Consider the following 15,978-nt stretch of genomic DNA (forward strand, 5'->3'; position numbering starts at 1 on the left):
GTTGGCGAATGAATGCGGGTGACGTCGGATTAGCGTCATGATCGCCATCTTCTGGCTTCGGATAAATCAGTGATACTCTGAGCGACGTATCGTATTTTTCGAAGTGTTACGCCATGCTCAACTACCGTCATCTGTACTATTTCTGGATCGTCGTGAAAGAGGGCGGCTTCGCGCGCGCGGCCGAACGGCTCGACATGGCGGTGCAGACCATCAGCGCGCAGGTTCGGGAGCTCGAAAAATCGATCGGGCGTCAATTGCTGAAACCGGCGGGGCGCGGCGTCACGATGACGGAAGCCGGCGAGACGGCGTTCAATCGCGCGGAACAGATTTTTCAGCTCGGCGAGGCGCTCCTCGACGAGATGCGCGAGGCCGGAGGGGAAGGCGTGGCGCGGCTCGCCGTCGGTCTGTCCGACGGCATTTCAAAGCTCGCGGCGCACGCGTTGCTGGCGCCGGTGCTCGGTACGCCGTCGCTGCGGCTCTTGTGTCACGAGGGCGAGCACGCCGAATTGATGTCGGAACTCGCGCTGCATCGGCTCGATCTGGTGCTCGCTTGCCAGCCGGCGCCGCACAATGCCGACCTGCGCGTGCTGAGCCAGCGCCTCGCCGGTTCGCCGGTCGACTGGTATGGCCCGACGGAAATCGTCCGCAAGTCCGCGCGCGCGGGCTTTCCGCAGTGCCTCGCGGACGTGCCCGTACTTTTGCCGACCCGCCACGCCGCCTTGCGCGCGCGGCTCGACCGCTGGTTCGACGCGCAGGGCATCCGGCCGCGCATCGTCGGCGAATTCGAGGACAGCGCGCTGATGGCGGTGTTCGCCGCGCGTGGCCTCGGCGTGTTTCCGCTCGCGGAACTCGGCGCGGAGGACCTGTCGCTGCTGCGGGGCCTGCGCTGGCTCGGCCGCGCGGATGGCGTGATCGAGGAGATTCACGCCATCCGCTCGCGTCGCGGGCAACATCACGGGCTCGCTTCTCAGGTGGTGGCCGGCGCGCGTTGATAACTGCGCATGACGCGCGACGGAAGCCCGTGACGGTTGGCGGCCGGCGTCAGATTGGGTCCCCACGCGTTCAGGATGGCCGCGAGCAGGGCGATTTCGCCGTCCGCCAGATAATCGTCCGCGACCGTAACGGCGACACATAGGCGAATGATCTTGCGGCGCAACGCAGGATCGTCGATTTCGTCGATCAAGGTCGTGAGCATGGCCGGATCGAGACGGCCCACCGGCGGCGCGAATGACAGATGCGCGACCGAATGGTCCTCGCACAGCGTTTGCACGATCTGCTCGAACTGCGCGGGCGCGAGACCGAGTTCGCCGGCGATATTCAAGCGCAGCAGCACGCGCTCTTCCGAACTGCACACGTGACCGTCCGAAGTGAGGGCCAGCGCGACGATGCGTGCTGCGGCTTGCGGGCTGTTACGCGGATAGGTTCGCATGATATTTTCCTTGCGTGGACGATGTCCGTAGTGAAGATGAACTCCAGTCTGCGGTGCGTTCAGGATCGGATAAACCTGCTAATTACGAAGCGAAGGTTCGGAAAAGACGAAGCTCGGCGAGGCGATCACGAAGGCGATGTTTGAAGAATGCTCGTGTGCCACGGCACGTCCCGCGTTCGCGCTCGAACGTTTGCAGCGTTTGATTACATCGTGACGGCTTTCTATGTTGAAAGCTGCTCATACCGGCATCCCGCGCGGCTAGCGGGAAGTTCTTTCCTCCGACAAATCACGGCCTCTCAAGCCCGCAACTACATTCCGCGAGTCATGTCCGCAAGTCCGCCCAGTCTCCGGCAGCAGATACGTTTCTGTACCAGCAGCGACGGTGTGCGCATCGCCTATGCGGTCTCGGGCACCGGTCCCGTGATCATCAAGGCGGCGAACTGGCTGAGCCATCTCGAACTCGATCTGACGAGTCCCGTGTGGAGCCATCTGGTCGAGGAACTGAGCCGCAATCACACGCTCGTGCGCTACGACCAGCGCGGCTGCGGCCTATCTGATCGCGACGTAGCGGAGATTTCATTCGAAGCCTGGCTGCATGATCTCGAGGCGGTAATCGACGCGAGCGGCGTCGAGCGCTTCACGTTGCTGGGCATATCGCAGGGCGCGTCGATTTCCGTCGCTTACGCGGTCGCGCATCCGGAGCGCGTGAAGCAATTGATCCTCTACGGCGGCTATGCGCGCGGCAAGCTCAAGCGGCACGGCGGCGACGCGATGCGCGACGAGGCCGAAACGCTCGTCAAACTCGCCGAACTCGGCTGGGGGCAGCAGAATCCGGCTTTCCGGCAATTCTTCACGACGCAGTTCATCCCTGGCGGCACGCCCGAGCAGCATCGCTGGTTCAACGAACTCGAACGCATGACCACCACGCCGCGCAACGCCGCGCGAATCATGCGGGTCTTCAACGAGATCGATGTCGTCGATCTGCTCGAACAGGTCACGTGCCCGACGCTTGTGCTGCACGCGAGTGGCGATGCCCGCGTGCCCTTCGAAGAAAGCCGCCTGCTTGCGGGACAGATTCCAGATGCGCGATTCGTGCCGCTCGAAAGCGAAAATCATCTGTTGCTCGATACGGAGCCCGCGTGGCTGCGCTGGCGCGAAGAAATCAGAAACTTCCTTTCCGCCGACGTCGCCATCGACCCCGTGTTCGCCACGCTGACGCCGCGTGAGCGCGACATTGTCGAGCTGATTGCGGGCGGACGCGATAACGCGCAGATTGCCGCGCGGCTCGCGCTCAGCGAAAAGACCGTGCGCAATCACATCACGAGCATCTTTGCGAAGCTCGAAGTGGAGAACCGTTCTCAGGCCATCGTGCTCGCCCGCAAGGCGGGTTTCGATTCTCCCGCCGCCTGACGGTATCGGACCAGCCTGGGCATCCGGGACACAGGTCCCCCTGGCACTGCACTAATTCGCGCTATCCGGGCTGCTTGCCGGGACCGCCGCCTCATGTGCGCTACGACCCCCACACGGAAAATTCGATTCAGACGGTGACCCATGCGAAGTCTCGCTGCGCCGCTCGAATCCCTTTTCCATCGAGGAGTAGTGCCATGAATGCCATCCAGGCTGAGTTGCCGTCCCAGCGTTACGCGAGATGTATTGAAGTGTCCCGGCGTATCCGCTGGGATATCGACCGCGACGTGATTCGCGGACGCCGCTTCGATCTCTCGCACAAGTTCCTGCCCGACGGTCTCACGGAAGTCGACCGGCTGCCGTTCCTGAACGCGGACGAGCGCCGGCTGATGTCGCAGGTGCAGGGACGCACTTACGCAAACATGTTCCGGCTGGTCGAGCGTTTTGTCGGCGCGAAGATGCTCGAAGTAGGCCGCGATCACGCGCTGGGTGACCAGATCGCGCTCGAAGCCGTGATGCGTTTCACCGAAGAAGAACTGAAGCATCAGGAACTGTTCCGCCGCATTGAGATACTGGCCGGTGAGGACATGCCGACGGGTTACCGCTTCTTGCCGCCGACCGACGACGTCGCGAACTTCGTTCTCGGCAAATCGACGTGGGCCATTCTCGCGCTGACCTGCTGCATCGAAATCGTGACGCAGGTGCATTACCGTCAGAGCATGGAAGTCGATGACAGTCTGTCGCCTCTGTTCAAGGACGTGTTCCTGTTTCACTGGAAAGAAGAGTCGCAGCACGCGATCATCGATGAACTCGAATGGCTGCGCGACGATGCGAAGCTCGATGCCACGGCGCGGGATGCGGCGATTAGCGACCTGATCGAATTGATCGGCGCGGTGGACGGTTTGCTGCAATTGCAGGCCAAGGCCGACGCGGAGTACTTTCTCGCCAATGCCGGACGCACGTTCACGGATCACGAACAGGCGCGCGTGAAGGCCGGGATGCTGGATGCGTATCGCTGGCAGTACATCGTGTCGGGGGTTGAAGAGCCGCGCTTTTCCAAACTTCTGACGAGCCTGATCGACGAACCTCAGGGCGAGCGGCTGGGCGCGTCGCTCGCGCCGATCGTGCAGCGCACATTGAACAGTGTGATGCTGAATCAGATGTGATGACGACTGAGGCAGCAAGGCTGCCTCGGTTTTTGACGGCAGCGGGGTCTTGCCGAAAAGTCCGGATGAGTTAACACTCGCGGGTGAACATCTGCCCAAATAACTCATAAGGATGGACCATGCTTCGATTTATCGTGACCCGGGGCGTATTGATGTACGGCGTTTCCAGCGCACTGATTTCTCTTGGCATCCGGTGGTATGTTCACTCGACGATCAGCGTCAGAGAAGTATTGTGGGCATTCGTTGTATTCCCGTTGGGCGGCGTTGCGTGGGGAGCGATGACGTGGTGGTGCGACCAGCCGGTTTCTCGTCGATAATCAGCGATTGATAACAACTCGAATAACCGCAAACCGGAGGCAATTCTGGAATCGACATCGACACTTCGAAGCAGATCACTCGCCGCTCTCACGACTGTACCCACGCCGGTTCTCATTTTTGCCGGGGTAGCGTCCATCCTTCTGGCGCAATATGCAATCTCTATTTGCCTCGGCGGAGTATTCGGTTATCCGACGCCGGGTCTCGACCCGTTTGCCGGACGCCCACTGTGGCTCAAAATTCTATGGGTCGCTTTATTTGCGCCGCTGTATGAGACTTTTCTTTTTCAGTGGCTGATCATCAAGTTCTTGCGAGGGCCGCTGCGTCGTTCGTGGGGAGTTGCCGGCGTCGTATCCACCGTGGTGTTCGGCCTCGGACACGGGCATACCGATTGGCGCGCGATTAGAATGCTGTCGACCGCGGCAATTCTGACTTCGCTCTTTATCATCGAAGCCAGACGGTCGGGGCCCGCCTTTCGCGCCACATTTGCAACGCATGCGCTTTTCAACAGTTTGACGATCGCATTGAGCCTGTGACGATCAAGGCTGCTGCGCGTCATCGTTATAAAAACAATCGGGAATTCAATGCAGCCCACTTTGAACCGGATTTTGCTGTATGTGAAAGACGTCGCTAAGACCTGTGCGTTCTATGAACGACACTTCGGATTCGCCCGCAAAGTCGACCCAGATGACCGCATCATCGAATTGGTGTCGCCGCACGGCTGCGCCATCATCATGGTTCATCAGGCGGGGAAGGCAGTGAAGTCCGGACAAGTGACCGTCAAACTCGTTTTCGATATTCGGGACGTGGAGGCGTTCAAGGAGCAATGCGCAAAGAACGGCCTGCAATTCGGCGCAACGCATCGGGCGGACGGCTACACATTTGCCAATGCCAAGGACCCCGACGGCAATTCCATCTCGATCTCCAGCCGCAGTTTCGCTTCCAGCCGCTAGACGCGAACGCCCGCGCGCGGTGAGTTCGATGCCGGGAAAAAAGGAGCGTCGATCGGAAGAAGACCGACGCTCAAAAGGAGAACCCGCTGTCCACAGGTTCACACACACCGGACCGCCATCAATGCATGGGCATGTTTTGCATTGCCGGCTGGTTGTCGCTGAGCGCGCTCTGCTGGGCTGCGTGCATGGCGGCTACTTTTCTTTCCGCTTCCTGAATATCGGCGGGATAGTCGCTTTCGTCGCCGCGAGACGGGTCGTAGCCGGCGGCTTCCAACTCCTCGAGTTCATGGCGCACTTCTGCGCGCGTGACTTGATGCGTACCGGGCGTGGCCGATGTTTGCGCATAGGCACCGCTCGCCGTCGCCAGAAGGGCGGCGCTTGCGACGAGTGCGCCGGCTACGGCGCGGACCATGAGACGGTTCAGAGAGATCAGTTTCATGTCAATACTCCTCGATATGCGAGCGCAATGTTCGAACTCGACGCGAGTCGGCATCAGCACGCTCTGAACCGGTAAACCAGCGGAGTGGATTTCTTATTCCCGGCAGCGCGTTGAGAAAAGCGTGGGAATAACCAGCTCGGATTCGGCGTCTTGCAGTGCGTGCAGACACGAATTGGGGGTGATCAAAATGGACATCATCGACATGGCCCGTCAATCGGGAATGGCGGTTATTCTCGACGCCCGGATCGGCCGGGAGGAATACCACAGCGTGTGCGGTTCGCTGTCGGCGCTACAGAAATTTGCGGACGCTATTCGCCAGACGCCGGCGAATCACAAAACGGGTGGCAACCGGCAGGAACGGCCTCGCGCGTGGGGGCCGAAATGAATCGAACGCGCATTGCGACCTGGAAGCCTCTGCTTGCGGGCGATATGTTGCGAGCCGCCGGGCGCGCGCCGCTGATGCCTTTTCGGCGGCCGCTGAGTTTGTCTGCTCGCGTTGTGAGGGAATCGACCGTCCATACTCTTCTGCGCCGCTGTCAGCTCGTGTCCGGGGTGGTTCTGCTGGTCTATCTTTCCCTGCACCTGGTCAATCACGCACTCGGAATCTGGTCGCTGGATCTTGCGGGGCGCGGTCTTGTGTTGGCGCTGCGGGTGTGGCGCAGTGCGCCGGGAACGGTGCTCCTTTATGGCGCCTCGTTATTGCATTTTTCGCTGGCGCTGCGAACGATCTATGGCCGCCGTCACTGGAAGCTGCCGCTCACTGAATGGGTTCGGCTTTGGGCGGGACTGAGTCTGCCTCTACTGCTGATCCGCCATGTGGTGTCCACCCGCCTTGCCTCGTCGCTGTACGGTTTCGAACCGAACTACGAGCGCATCGTGATATCGCTCATCACCAGCGGCACGCAAGGTTTGCAGCTTGCACTGCTTGCGCCGGGCTGGGTACATGGTTGTCTGGGACTGTGGCTGCGTATGCGTCATCGTGAAGGGGCGCGGCGCGCGAAGCCCTTTCTGGTTGCACTGCTCGTTCTGTTGCCTACACTGTCCGCTGTGGGTTTTGTTCGAATGAAGCTGGCGGTCCTGGCACTTCGTGTCGGACCATTGCACGCCGACCCGAAGCTGGTCGGGCATCAACTCGCGCTCGATGCATGGCGCCACAACATCCTGATGCTGTATCTGTCGTTGCTGATCGGCGCGTTCGTGGCGGGCCAGCTACGCAACTGGGTGGAACGTCGGCGGCTTCGGAAGGCGATGATTGACGCCTGATTCTCGACGTTCATCGCGTGTCATTCACGACCCCGGATGTGCCGACGAGCTTCAGCGTGCAGCACAAAGAGAAGTGCGGACACTGAAGCTCGTCGGTTGTTGCGCGGCGAGATACCGTTCAACTAACAGCGCAACTCGCCATGGCGAGGAGCGTATGCATCAGAAACGATGGCGAATGCCGACGCGGAATGCCAACTGGTTGTCCGCGCCCGGACCCGACGGACCGAAGAAGCTCGTGCTAGAGCCGATCTGCGCCTGCACGTCGCCCGTTGCCGTGTTGTGGCCCGAAGCGATCTGGTAGATACCCAGCGCATACACGTCAGTACGCTTGCTCAGCGCGTAGTCGACGCTCAGGTCACCCTGATTCCAGTGGCCCGTGTTCGCGTTGCTCAAATGCATGTACGTATAGCCCGCGCCGACCGTCAAGGCCGCGGTGAACGCGTATTTCGCGCCTGCATCGTAAGCCGTGAACGTGGTCGCCGCACCCGTCAGCGTTTCGAAACGCGTATTGGTGTAGAGCGCCCACAGCGTGGCCGCGCCGATCGTGTAACGGCCGCCGACACCGTACGTACGCAGGTCGCGCACGTTGCCTGTCGTCACGTTTGCAAGGGTGGTCGAGAAGGTCGGGACGGCCTGGCTCGGGAAGCGGATGTCCGTGTACGCGGCGCCGACGCTGATCGGGCCGTTCGCGTAGTTCGCCCCGAAGCTATACGCGCGCGACGAACCCGCGACCGGTGCCGCGGCCGTGCCGCTGGCCGGTGCGCCGGCAAAAGCGCCTGCCTGGTTCGAGAAGCCATACAACGCGCCGAACGTGAAGCCGGAGAAGTTCGCGCTGCTGAACTTGACCGCGTTGTTGATACGGCTGGACGTCAACTGGTCGACGTCGTTGATGTGATAATCGTAGTTGCCTGCAACGGTTTGGCTGCCGGTCGAATACGTGCCGCCCAGGTAGTCCGTCGAGAACGAGTACTGGCGGCCGAACGTCAGCGCGCCGACGTTGTTCTGCGACAGACCGACATAAGCCTGACGGCCGAACAGTGCGCCGCCTTGGCTGAGCGTGCCGTTGCCGCTGTTAAAGCCGCCTTCCAATACGAACAGCGCCTTCAGGCCACCGCCCAGATCTTCCGTGCCGCGCAGGCCCCAGCGGCTGCCCGACGCAACGCCGTCGTCGTATTTGACGAGGTGGTCGTGGCCCGTGCCGGCTCGGGCGTTGTTCACGTAGCTGATACCGGCATCGATCAGGCCGTAAAGCGTGACGCTGCTTTGTGCATGTGCGTTGAGCGTCATGCTTCCGAGGACGGCGGTTGCGAGCAGGGTCTTTTTCATCGTTTCCTTCTTCTTATAGGGTGGCTGCGCGGCGCAGGTTGTTGCGCGCGGCGCGAACCGGGTTGGCAAACGGCACCAGACATGAATCGAGCGTCCACGGCAAAGCCGCACGAGGCCGCGCAGGGAAAGATCGATGTCTGAAGAGTGCGATTGAACGGGGGCGAGACGACGACCACGTTGTGCGCGATCGGCGCCGCCTGGTGACGGACGCGTCGGAGCATCGGCGAATCGGTCCGGCGCGCGAGTGTCTTTGAAAAAGCGAGCCGTCTTGTCCCGTTATGTCTTGCGGAATATATCGGCCTGTTAACTTCTCGTAAACGAATTCGTAGGTAGTTGTCGTCTTTATGACACACAGTAAGGTGACGTGCGCCGTGGACACTTGCTGTCCCGCTCGCTATGTTCAAGCGGACATAACCGGAGAGATGGGATGGAAGCTGCGGCAAAGCAGGCGGTCGGAAGCAGATACGTGCTCGAGTCGATGAAATACGCGCAGGGCAAGACGTGGGAAGCCGTGAACCGGCTGGCGCAACGGGTACAGCCTGGCATGCTGGAGACAGAGGCAAAGGCGGAATGCCATAACGTGCTCAACGAAATGGGCATGGACCGTATCTGGCATCCGATTCTGGTGCGCTTTGGCGAAAACACCCTGAAGGTGTTCAAGCAGCCATCGGAAGGCGACCCGCGGCTCAAGGAAGACGATATTTTCTTCGTCGACCTCGGTGTGGTTTGGGATGGGCACGAAGGCGACGCGGGCGCCACCTTCGTGGTCGGCAACGACGCTGAGATGAAGGCCTGCGCGGATGCCGCGAAAACGGTATTCGACGAGGTGGAACACCATTGGCGCACGACCCGCGCTGGCGGAAAAGCGCTATACGACTTTGCGGAGCAGCGCGCGGCCGCGCTCGGTTGGCGTCTGAATCTGGATATCAAGGGCCATCGCGTCAGCGACTTTCCGCACGCGATCTACAAGGCCGGCAACCTGGGCGATTTCGCCGATTGTCCGGACGCCGGCCTGTGGATTCTGGAAATCCAGCTTGCCCATCCGACCCGGCCATTCGGGGCGTTCTATGAAGACTTGCTGGCCTGAGCCTGAATCCGCAGCGAAGCAAGGCGCTCTTCGTTAAGTAAGTTACATCAGGACACCGGCGGCACTCGACCGGGTAGCGGCCGTCGGCAACTCGAAGCAGAAGGTCGTGCCCGTTCCCGCCGTGTCGAGCAGGCGTATCTGGCTATGGTGCAATTGCAGCATGCGCTGGACGATCAGCAACCCCAGTCCACCGCCCCGATGCGCGCCGCCCGAACTGAATGGACGCTCGAACAGACCTTCGCGCTGCTCGGGCGGAATGCCGGGGCCCGTGTCGCTGACCGTGACCGACACCTTGCCTTCCTTATGCGCGAGATCGACTTCGATCGATCCTTCAGCGGGTGTATGTCGAATCGCGTTGTCGAGCAGATTCGTCAGCACGCGCTCGATCATGCCGAGATCGGCGCAGACGTTGGGCAAGCGTGGCGGAATATTCGCTCGCAACTGAATGTGCCGCGCTTCGGCCGGCAATTCGAATTTCTGAAAGACGTCCTGTACCAGATCGACCAGCGAGAACTGTTCAAGCGCGGGTTGCACGTTGCCGTGTTCGAGCCTCGCCAGTTCGAACAAGGCCTGCGCGAGCCGGCCGACCTTGACGCTTTGCGCGAGCGCGATCGCCAGATAGCGTTTGCGCTCCGTCTCGCCGAGCGTGTCGGACTTCAACGACAGCGTTTCGAGGTAGCCGTGCAGCGAGGTCAACGGTGTGCGCAGGTCGTGCGAAATATTGGCGATCAGTTCGCGGCGCTGCTGGTCCTGCCGCGTCAGCGCACGCCATTGTTCGCCGATGCGGTGCGCCATCTGCGCGAACGTCGCTTCGAGCACGGCGATTTCGTCGCGCCGACCGGCCGGCGATGAACGCGGCACGCTCGGCTGGGTGTCGGGCTCGCCCTCCGCATCGAATCGGCGCATGGCGTCGGTCAGGCGGCGCAGCGGCCGCGTGATCAGGCCGAACGCGGTCAAACCTGCGAGCAATCCCAACAGGGCGACTAGCGCCATTGACCACAACGTCGTGCGCAGCACGGAACTGGCCGCCACGCGCGCGGCGAGCGCATCGTGTTCCTCGCCGAGCAGGACCACGTAAATATAGCCGGACGGCGCCTGTCCGCTCAATTGCAGCGGTGCTGCGCTGAACACCTTTTTACCGTCGACGCTGCGCGGGTCGTCGCCGAGAATCGGCAACGCGTCTCCCGCGATGAACTGCCGGATCGGCGCAAGATTCACCTGCTCGCGCTTGACGTGTCCCGCGGGCGCATCGTCGCCTTTGATGCGCCCTTGATTGTCGAGCAGATAGACCTCGACGCTCGGATTCACCCTCATCAACTGACCGAACAATTGCCGGACCGCGTCGGGCCGCAAGCCGTTGGCGTCCATCAGCGAGTTGCCATGAGCGATATGGTCGGCGAGATTGCGCGACAGGCTCTGTATCACTTCCTTCTCGTGCAGATCGCTCGAGCGGATTTGCAGGAGGGCCGACGCGCCGCAGCATGCCAGCAACAGTACGGAGAAAACGAGCGAGAGCCGCTGGGTCAGCGTCAGATTCACGATGGGTCCTTCGGTGCGCTGGCGGGCGCCGGTGGCTCGCCGGGCACAGCGAGCTTGTAGCCGCGTCCCCAGACGGTCAGGATGCGCTCGGGTTGGGCCGGATCGGCCTCGATCTTCGCGCGCAGCCGGTTGATATGGGTGTTGACGGTGTGCTCGTAGCCCTCGTGCTGATAGCCCCACACCGCATTGAGCAGGTCCATGCGCGAGAACACTTTGCCGGGATGCTGCGCGAAGTAGTACAGCAGGTCGAATTCGCGCGGCGTGAGTTCGATCGGCTTGCCGTCGACGGCGGCCTCGCGCGTGAGCGGATCGATCGACAACCCGGCGATGCGCAGACTGCCGGCTTCGATTTTCGAGTCTTTCGCCAGCGCGTCGACGCGGCGCAGCAGCGCCTTCACGCGCGCCACCAGTTCGAGCACGGAGAACGGTTTGGCGAGATAGTCGTCCGCGCCGAGTTCAAGGCCGAGAATCCGGTGCACTTCGCTCGAACGGGCGCTGGTGATGATGATCGGCGTATAGCGCGTCATCGCGCGGGCGCGCCGGCAGATTTCCAGTCCGTCGACGCCGGGCAGCATCAGATCGAGGATCAGCGCGTCCCAGCCGCCTTGCTCCAGCAGGCGCAGCCCTTCATTGCCGTCGGCGCTGTGCACGACTTCATAGCGCTCGTCGCGCAAATGCAGGCTCAGCACGTTGGCGATGTCGACGTCGTCTTCGACTATCAGGATGCGCTTCAAATTGTCCATGGTGGGCTTCAGCCGCGGTTCAGGGCGTGGTTGAGGAGAGGGGCCGGGCATGGCCGCCGGGAAAAACGGCCCTTGCGCCATTGTGCAAAATTTCCCGGCAGCGAGTTATCACATTTAATTTAACTTTTCGTGAGGACTTCGACACCGGCGGCGCTCTAGGATGTGGGCACTTTCCGCAGTATCAGGCTTTGGATGAACTGCACACCGGCTGCCGCCTGAGCCAGCGTGCCCACTTTAACCGACCTAAACGAACGTTCGGAACTGACATGTTACTCATCGTTCTCGCCTATCTCGGCGGCGCCCTTACGATTCTCAGCCCGTGCATCCTGCCGGTGCTGCCCTTCGTTTTCGCGCGCGCCGATCAACCTTTCGTGCGCAGCGGCTTGCCCTTGCTGGCGGGCATGGCGCTGACCTTCGCCCTCGTCGCGACGCTTGCCGCGGTGGGCGGCGGCTGGGTCACGCAAGCCAACCAGTACGGCCGCTGGCTGGCTATCGCACTGCTCGCGATCTTCGGGCTGACGCTGCTGTTCCCGCGCTTCGCCGATCATCTGATGCGGCCGCTCGTCAGTGCCGGCAATCGCCTGTCGAATTTCGCGCAGGCCGACGGTCAGCAGGTCCGCGCGGGTTCGTCGTTTCTGCTCGGCATTGCCACCGGCCTGCTGTGGGCGCCGTGCGCCGGTCCGATTCTCGGTCTCGTGCTGACAGGCGCGGCATTGCGCGGCGCGAGCGTCGGCACGACGTTGCTGCTGGCGGCCTACGCGGCTGGTGCGGCGAGTTCGCTGGCGGTGGCGCTGCTGATCGGCGGCAAGGTGTTTACGGCGATGAAGCGTTCGCTGGGCGCGGGGGAATGGATTCGCCGCGGCATCGGCGCGTTGATGTTGTGTGGCGTCGCGGCGATCGCGCTCGGTTTCGACACCGGCATACTCGCTCGTGTCTCGACCGTCGCAACTGGCGGGCTCGAACAGAAACTCGTGGATAAGCTGTCGCCGAACGCGGCGCCGGGCAAAGCGCCGGCCGCGGGTAATTCGGGCGACGCGTCCGGCGGCGCGATGGCGAGCGCCAACCCTGCACCGCAACCGGCCGCTAACGCCGATGCGGATTCCACCGTGGCCAATGCCGCGCAGGGCGGCGCGATGATGCGCACCGCCGCCGAGGCGGCGCCGCTGCCCGTCGAAGGCGTGCTGCCCCCGTTGAACGGCGCGGTCCAATGGCTGAATTCGCCGCCGCTTACGACGCAGGACTTGCGTGGCAAGGTCGTGCTGGTCGATTTCTGGACTTACTCGTGTATCAACTGCCTGCGCTCGCTGCCGTATGTCAAAGCATGGGCGCAGAAGTACAAGGATCAGGGGCTCGTCGTGATCGGCGTGCATGCGCCGGAATTCGCCTTCGAACGCAATATCGACAACGTGAAGAAAGCCACGCACGACCTCGGCGTCGACTATCCCGTCGCGATCGACAACAACTATGCGATCTGGCGCGCGTTGAACAACCAGTACTGGCCCGCGCACTATTTCGTCGATGCGAAAGGGCAGATCCGTTATCACCATTTCGGCGAAGGCGATTACGCGGAATCCGAGAAGGTGATCCAGCAACTGCTGACCGAAGCGGGCCATGCGAACGCGTCGAAGGTCGCTATCGGTATTGCAAACGGCGGCGCGCAAGGCGTGCAGGCCGCGGCCGACAACGCCGACATGCAATCGCCGGAAACCTACGTCGGTTATCAGCGGGCAGAGAATTTCGCGTCGCCGGGCGGGGAAGTGGCTGACAAGACGCACACGTATGCAGCGCCGTCGCAACCTGGCGTCAACGACTGGGGTCTCGCCGGTTCATGGAACGTGGGCGCGGAGCACGCCACGCTCGCGGCCCCGTCGGGACGCATCGTGTATCGCTTTCATGCACGCGACCTGCATCTGGTGCTCGGTCCGGGCAAGGATGGCAAGCCGGTGCGGTTTCGCGTGAGCGTCGACGGCGCCGCGCCCGGCGCGTCGCACGGCACCGACGTCGCCGCCGATGGCAGCGGCACCGTGACCGGACAGCGTCTCTATCAACTGGTGCGGCAAACCGGCGAAGTCGGGGATCACACTTTCTCGATCGAGTTTCTGGACCCGGGCGTGCAGGCGTTTGCCTTCACGTTCGGCTAAGGCGGCGCGAGCGAGCCGCCTCAACAACTCTCAACTGACCAAAAGGACTGACCATGCGCACGATATCTACCAGCACAGCGTCGCTGCGGAAGCGTTTCTCCGTCACTCGAATCATGGGCCTCGTCGTCGTTGCTCTGGGCGTGGTGGCCGCGCAGCATGTCGCGCATTCGGCCGAAGCCGCCACGAAGATTCCCGTGCCCGTACAGGACGAGAAAGTCGGTACGACGCACAGTGAAACGGCGGTGTTCGCGGGCGGCTGTTTCTGGGGCGTGCAGGGCGTGTTCGAACATGTGCGCGGCGTGAAGCAGGTCGCGTCGGGTTACAGCGGTGGCGCGGCATCCACGGCGCAATACGAAACCGTCAGCGACGGCGATACGGGACACGCGGAGTCGGTGCAGATCACTTACGATCCGGCGCAGATCACGTATGGACGTCTACTGCAGATATTCTTCTCGGTCGCGCACAATCCTACCGAGTTGGACTATCAGGGCCCCGACCACGGCACGCAATATCGTTCGGCAATATTTCCGGTGAATGCAGCGCAGCGCGGTATCGCGCAGTCGTATATCGCGCAGCTCGACAACGCTCATGTGTTCTCGGCGAAAGTCGTGACTCGCGTGGAGGACTTCAAGGGGTTTTATCCGGCGGAAAGTTATCACCAGAACTTCCTCGCGCTGCATCCGGACTACCCGTACATCGCGATCAACGATCTGCCGAAAGTGACTGACTTGAAACGGATGTTTCCGGATCTGTATCGCAACGATCCGGTGTTGTTTGTGACGGCGGCGCGATAGGGCGTGAGCTGACGCGCGGACGGGCCGCACTTCTTCTACGATGCGGCCGTCTTCCAGCCGGATATAACGGTCGACCGCGCTGAAATAGCGATCGTCGTGCGAAATCGCGATCAGCGTTTTGCCCTGACGCGTCAGGTCCGGCGGGATCTTGCTATAGAAAATCCAGCGGAAGCTCGGGTCCTGGTTGGCGGCCCATTCGTCGAGCACTATCACCTGCCGGCGCTCCAGATACGCGTGCACCAGCGCGAGCCATTTGCGCTGGTCGGTCGACAGATCGGAAGTGGCGCACGCCGTCGCGAACCGACACCTTGTGGACGATTTCGAGGCGTTCTAGATAGTCTTGCGCTTCCGCCGTCAGCATGCCCTCGCCGGAGATCAGCGTATCCAACAGCTAGTAGTTCGAGAAGATCGCCGAAAAGAGCTGTCGGCGGATGTGTTGCCGGTGCAGATGCCGCGTCGACTTTGCTGGTCGCTGTTGGTTCGTCATCCAAACTAAATGCGGGAATATCGGCGCATCGATTTTTCAGTCCATTGTGTCCTGGGACGGACTGAATTTCCGATAAAAAAGGATGCGAACCTATTTCTGCATTTCGTTCGAATTGGCCGGTTTGTTCGGGCCAAGCGGTTGGCAACGGCTTCAGCATATTTGTATTACCAATATAAGAATTGCGCGCGAGCAAAAACGACGAACAAAAATACCCTCAATGAGCTGATAAATCAAATATTTACGTTTTCACGCGCGCCATGAGGTAGAGCTTTTCCGTTCACTCTCGTTTGGAAAAGCTTCGGACGGATACTATTGAAATTTTTTGTAATTATCACTTATCGCCCTTGAATCGGACACGTTACGCGGATGAAACGTTTATAATTCGTCTGCCAAAAACTTCTGTAACTAATACCGGACAGATTGGTCGATCACTGCCTCTTCTGTAACAGTTACATCACCGGTTGCTGCGCTGCGATAGGCCGCTTTTCTTAGCGCGAAGCGGCGTTGGCGGAGGCGTGGCTCGCTTCGATTTGACGCATCAACACTTTCGCTGCCGCTGGATCGCGCGAAGAAAATCCGCGGGTCGATCGGTTTTTTGGGTTCCGAACCCGCCTCGCGAGGCGAGGGCGCCCCTCGGTCGCTGTCGAGTCGACGGGTTCACGTCAATAACGGGCTGTCAACGGTGGACGAAAAAAAATTGCATTAATTTTTCGTTATCCTAACTTTTAAGTCGCGCATATTGGCGCGAAATTTGTTTATCAAATTGAGGTGCGCTGACCTGTCAGTGCGAGCCTCGCCAGATGTTCGAGTCGCGTCAGCGGCATGCATTGACCCCTTGTGATGTTTTCCCAGTCATTCGATCGGCGGGATTCTTCATCCCGGCGCCGAC

General features: G+C 61.2%; 15 protein-coding genes. 10 read left to right on the plus strand and 5 right to left on the minus strand.

The features are described 5' to 3' along the window. Positions 1 to 113: 113 nt before the first annotated feature. On the plus strand, positions 114 to 992 hold the full coding sequence (locus P0D96_RS05085; protein WP_408281076.1) for a LysR family transcriptional regulator: 879 nt from the start codon (positions 114 to 116) through the stop codon (positions 990 to 992). On the opposite strand, the gene P0D96_RS05090 is transcribed toward P0D96_RS05085, so the two are convergent. Beyond that, positions 968 to 1,429: a TerB family tellurite resistance protein gene (locus P0D96_RS05090; protein WP_408174990.1), complete on the minus strand. Its 462-nt coding sequence runs from the start codon at positions 1,427 to 1,429 to the stop codon at positions 968 to 970. The two genes, P0D96_RS05085 and P0D96_RS05090, sit on opposite strands and share 25 nt — an antisense overlap. A gap of 324 nt (positions 1,430 to 1,753) precedes the next feature. On the opposite strand from P0D96_RS05090, the gene P0D96_RS05095 reads away from it, so the two are divergent. From P0D96_RS05095 to P0D96_RS05110, 4 genes are all read left to right on the plus strand, one after another. Further along, entirely contained in the window at positions 1,754 to 2,839 is a 1,086-nt protein-coding gene (locus P0D96_RS05095) for an alpha/beta fold hydrolase (protein WP_408174989.1), read from the plus strand. A 194-nt stretch (positions 2,840 to 3,033) separates the two neighbouring features. Further along, on the plus strand, positions 3,034 to 4,002 hold the full coding sequence (locus P0D96_RS05100) for a hypothetical protein (RefSeq protein ID WP_408174988.1): 969 nt from the start codon (positions 3,034 to 3,036) through the stop codon (positions 4,000 to 4,002). A gap of 554 nt (positions 4,003 to 4,556) precedes the next feature. Then, positions 4,557 to 4,853 carry a CPBP family glutamic-type intramembrane protease gene (locus tag P0D96_RS05105; protein WP_408281471.1) on the plus strand — a complete coding sequence of 99 codons (297 nt, stop codon included), beginning with the start codon at positions 4,557 to 4,559 and terminating at the stop codon, positions 4,851 to 4,853. Positions 4,854 to 4,901: 48 nt separating this feature from the next. Then, complete coding sequence (locus P0D96_RS05110; protein WP_408174987.1) at positions 4,902 to 5,270, plus strand: VOC family protein; 369 nt, start codon at positions 4,902 to 4,904, stop codon at positions 5,268 to 5,270. Between the two features lie 118 nt (positions 5,271 to 5,388). Here P0D96_RS05110 and P0D96_RS05115 read toward each other — a convergent pair whose 3' ends face one another. Further along, positions 5,389 to 5,709, minus strand: coding sequence for a DUF4148 domain-containing protein (locus P0D96_RS05115; protein WP_132377759.1), 321 nt, complete (start codon positions 5,707 to 5,709; stop codon positions 5,389 to 5,391). Positions 5,710 to 5,896: 187 nt separating this feature from the next. On the opposite strand from P0D96_RS05115, the gene P0D96_RS05120 reads away from it, so the two are divergent. Both P0D96_RS05120 and P0D96_RS05125 read left to right on the plus strand, forming a co-directional pair. Further along, positions 5,897 to 6,094 (plus strand): hypothetical protein, encoded by a 198-nt coding sequence (locus P0D96_RS05120; protein WP_408174985.1) that lies wholly within the window; start codon positions 5,897 to 5,899, stop codon positions 6,092 to 6,094. A 74-nt stretch (positions 6,095 to 6,168) separates the two neighbouring features. Then, positions 6,169 to 6,972, plus strand: coding sequence for a hypothetical protein (locus tag P0D96_RS05125; protein WP_408312336.1), 804 nt, complete (start codon positions 6,169 to 6,171; stop codon positions 6,970 to 6,972). A 159-nt stretch (positions 6,973 to 7,131) separates the two neighbouring features. Here the strand turns inward: P0D96_RS05125 and P0D96_RS05130 are convergent, their stop codons facing one another. After that, complete coding sequence (locus P0D96_RS05130) at positions 7,132 to 8,298, minus strand: porin (protein WP_408312181.1); 1,167 nt, start codon at positions 8,296 to 8,298, stop codon at positions 7,132 to 7,134. Between the two features lie 427 nt (positions 8,299 to 8,725). Here P0D96_RS05130 and P0D96_RS05135 point away from each other — a divergent pair, with 427 nt between their 5' ends. Further along, the gene (locus tag P0D96_RS05135) at positions 8,726 to 9,385 is read left to right on the plus strand and encodes a M24 family metallopeptidase (RefSeq protein ID WP_408312184.1); all 660 of its coding nucleotides are present in this window, start codon (positions 8,726 to 8,728) and stop codon (positions 9,383 to 9,385) included. A gap of 42 nt (positions 9,386 to 9,427) precedes the next feature. On the opposite strand, the gene P0D96_RS05140 is transcribed toward P0D96_RS05135, so the two are convergent. Together P0D96_RS05140 and P0D96_RS05145 are read right to left on the minus strand one after the other, a co-directional pair. Continuing rightward, positions 9,428 to 10,924, minus strand: a complete 1,497-nt coding sequence (locus P0D96_RS05140) for a HAMP domain-containing sensor histidine kinase (protein ID WP_408312187.1) — start codon at positions 10,922 to 10,924, stop codon at positions 9,428 to 9,430. Further along, positions 10,921 to 11,667 (minus strand): response regulator transcription factor, encoded by a 747-nt coding sequence (locus tag P0D96_RS05145; protein ID WP_408312190.1) that lies wholly within the window; start codon positions 11,665 to 11,667, stop codon positions 10,921 to 10,923. The genes P0D96_RS05140 and P0D96_RS05145 overlap by 4 nt, the downstream gene beginning before the upstream one ends. Positions 11,668 to 11,933: 266 nt before the next feature. Between P0D96_RS05145 and P0D96_RS05150 the strand changes: the two genes are divergently transcribed. Next, on the plus strand, positions 11,934 to 13,808 hold the full coding sequence (locus P0D96_RS05150) for a cytochrome c biogenesis protein DipZ (protein WP_408312194.1): 1,875 nt from the start codon (positions 11,934 to 11,936) through the stop codon (positions 13,806 to 13,808). Between the two features lie 53 nt (positions 13,809 to 13,861). Then, positions 13,862 to 14,602, plus strand: coding sequence for a peptide-methionine (S)-S-oxide reductase MsrA (msrA, locus tag P0D96_RS05155; protein ID WP_408312197.1), 741 nt, complete (start codon positions 13,862 to 13,864; stop codon positions 14,600 to 14,602). The last annotated feature ends 1,376 nt before the right edge of the window (positions 14,603 to 15,978 follow it).

Origin of the sequence: Paraburkholderia sp. RL17-347-BIC-D (genome assembly GCF_046027915.1) — a bacterium.
In the GTDB taxonomy this organism is placed as follows: Bacteria; Pseudomonadota; Gammaproteobacteria; order Burkholderiales; family Burkholderiaceae; genus Paraburkholderia.

Coding starts and splice junctions, on each gene's coding strand:
- P0D96_RS05085 (WP_408281076.1), top strand. CDS start 114: ATGCTCAACTACCGTCATCTGTACTATTTCTGGATCGTCGTGAAAGAG.
- P0D96_RS05090 (WP_408174990.1), bottom strand. CDS start 1,429: ATGCGAACCTATCCGCGTAACAGCCCGCAAGCCGCAGCACGCATCGTC.
- P0D96_RS05095 (WP_408174989.1), top strand. CDS start 1,754: ATGTCCGCAAGTCCGCCCAGTCTCCGGCAGCAGATACGTTTCTGTACC.
- P0D96_RS05100 (WP_408174988.1), top strand. CDS start 3,034: ATGAATGCCATCCAGGCTGAGTTGCCGTCCCAGCGTTACGCGAGATGT.
- P0D96_RS05110 (WP_408174987.1), top strand. CDS start 4,902: ATGCAGCCCACTTTGAACCGGATTTTGCTGTATGTGAAAGACGTCGCT.
- P0D96_RS05115 (WP_132377759.1), bottom strand. CDS start 5,709: ATGAAACTGATCTCTCTGAACCGTCTCATGGTCCGCGCCGTAGCCGGC.
- P0D96_RS05120 (WP_408174985.1), top strand. CDS start 5,897: ATGGACATCATCGACATGGCCCGTCAATCGGGAATGGCGGTTATTCTC.
- P0D96_RS05125 (WP_408312336.1), top strand. CDS start 6,169: ATGCCTTTTCGGCGGCCGCTGAGTTTGTCTGCTCGCGTTGTGAGGGAA.
- P0D96_RS05130 (WP_408312181.1), bottom strand. CDS start 8,298: ATGAAAAAGACCCTGCTCGCAACCGCCGTCCTCGGAAGCATGACGCTC.
- P0D96_RS05135 (WP_408312184.1), top strand. CDS start 8,726: ATGGAAGCTGCGGCAAAGCAGGCGGTCGGAAGCAGATACGTGCTCGAG.
- P0D96_RS05145 (WP_408312190.1), bottom strand. CDS start 11,667: ATGGACAATTTGAAGCGCATCCTGATAGTCGAAGACGACGTCGACATC.
- P0D96_RS05150 (WP_408312194.1), top strand. CDS start 11,934: ATGTTACTCATCGTTCTCGCCTATCTCGGCGGCGCCCTTACGATTCTC.
- msrA (WP_408312197.1), top strand. CDS start 13,862: ATGCGCACGATATCTACCAGCACAGCGTCGCTGCGGAAGCGTTTCTCC.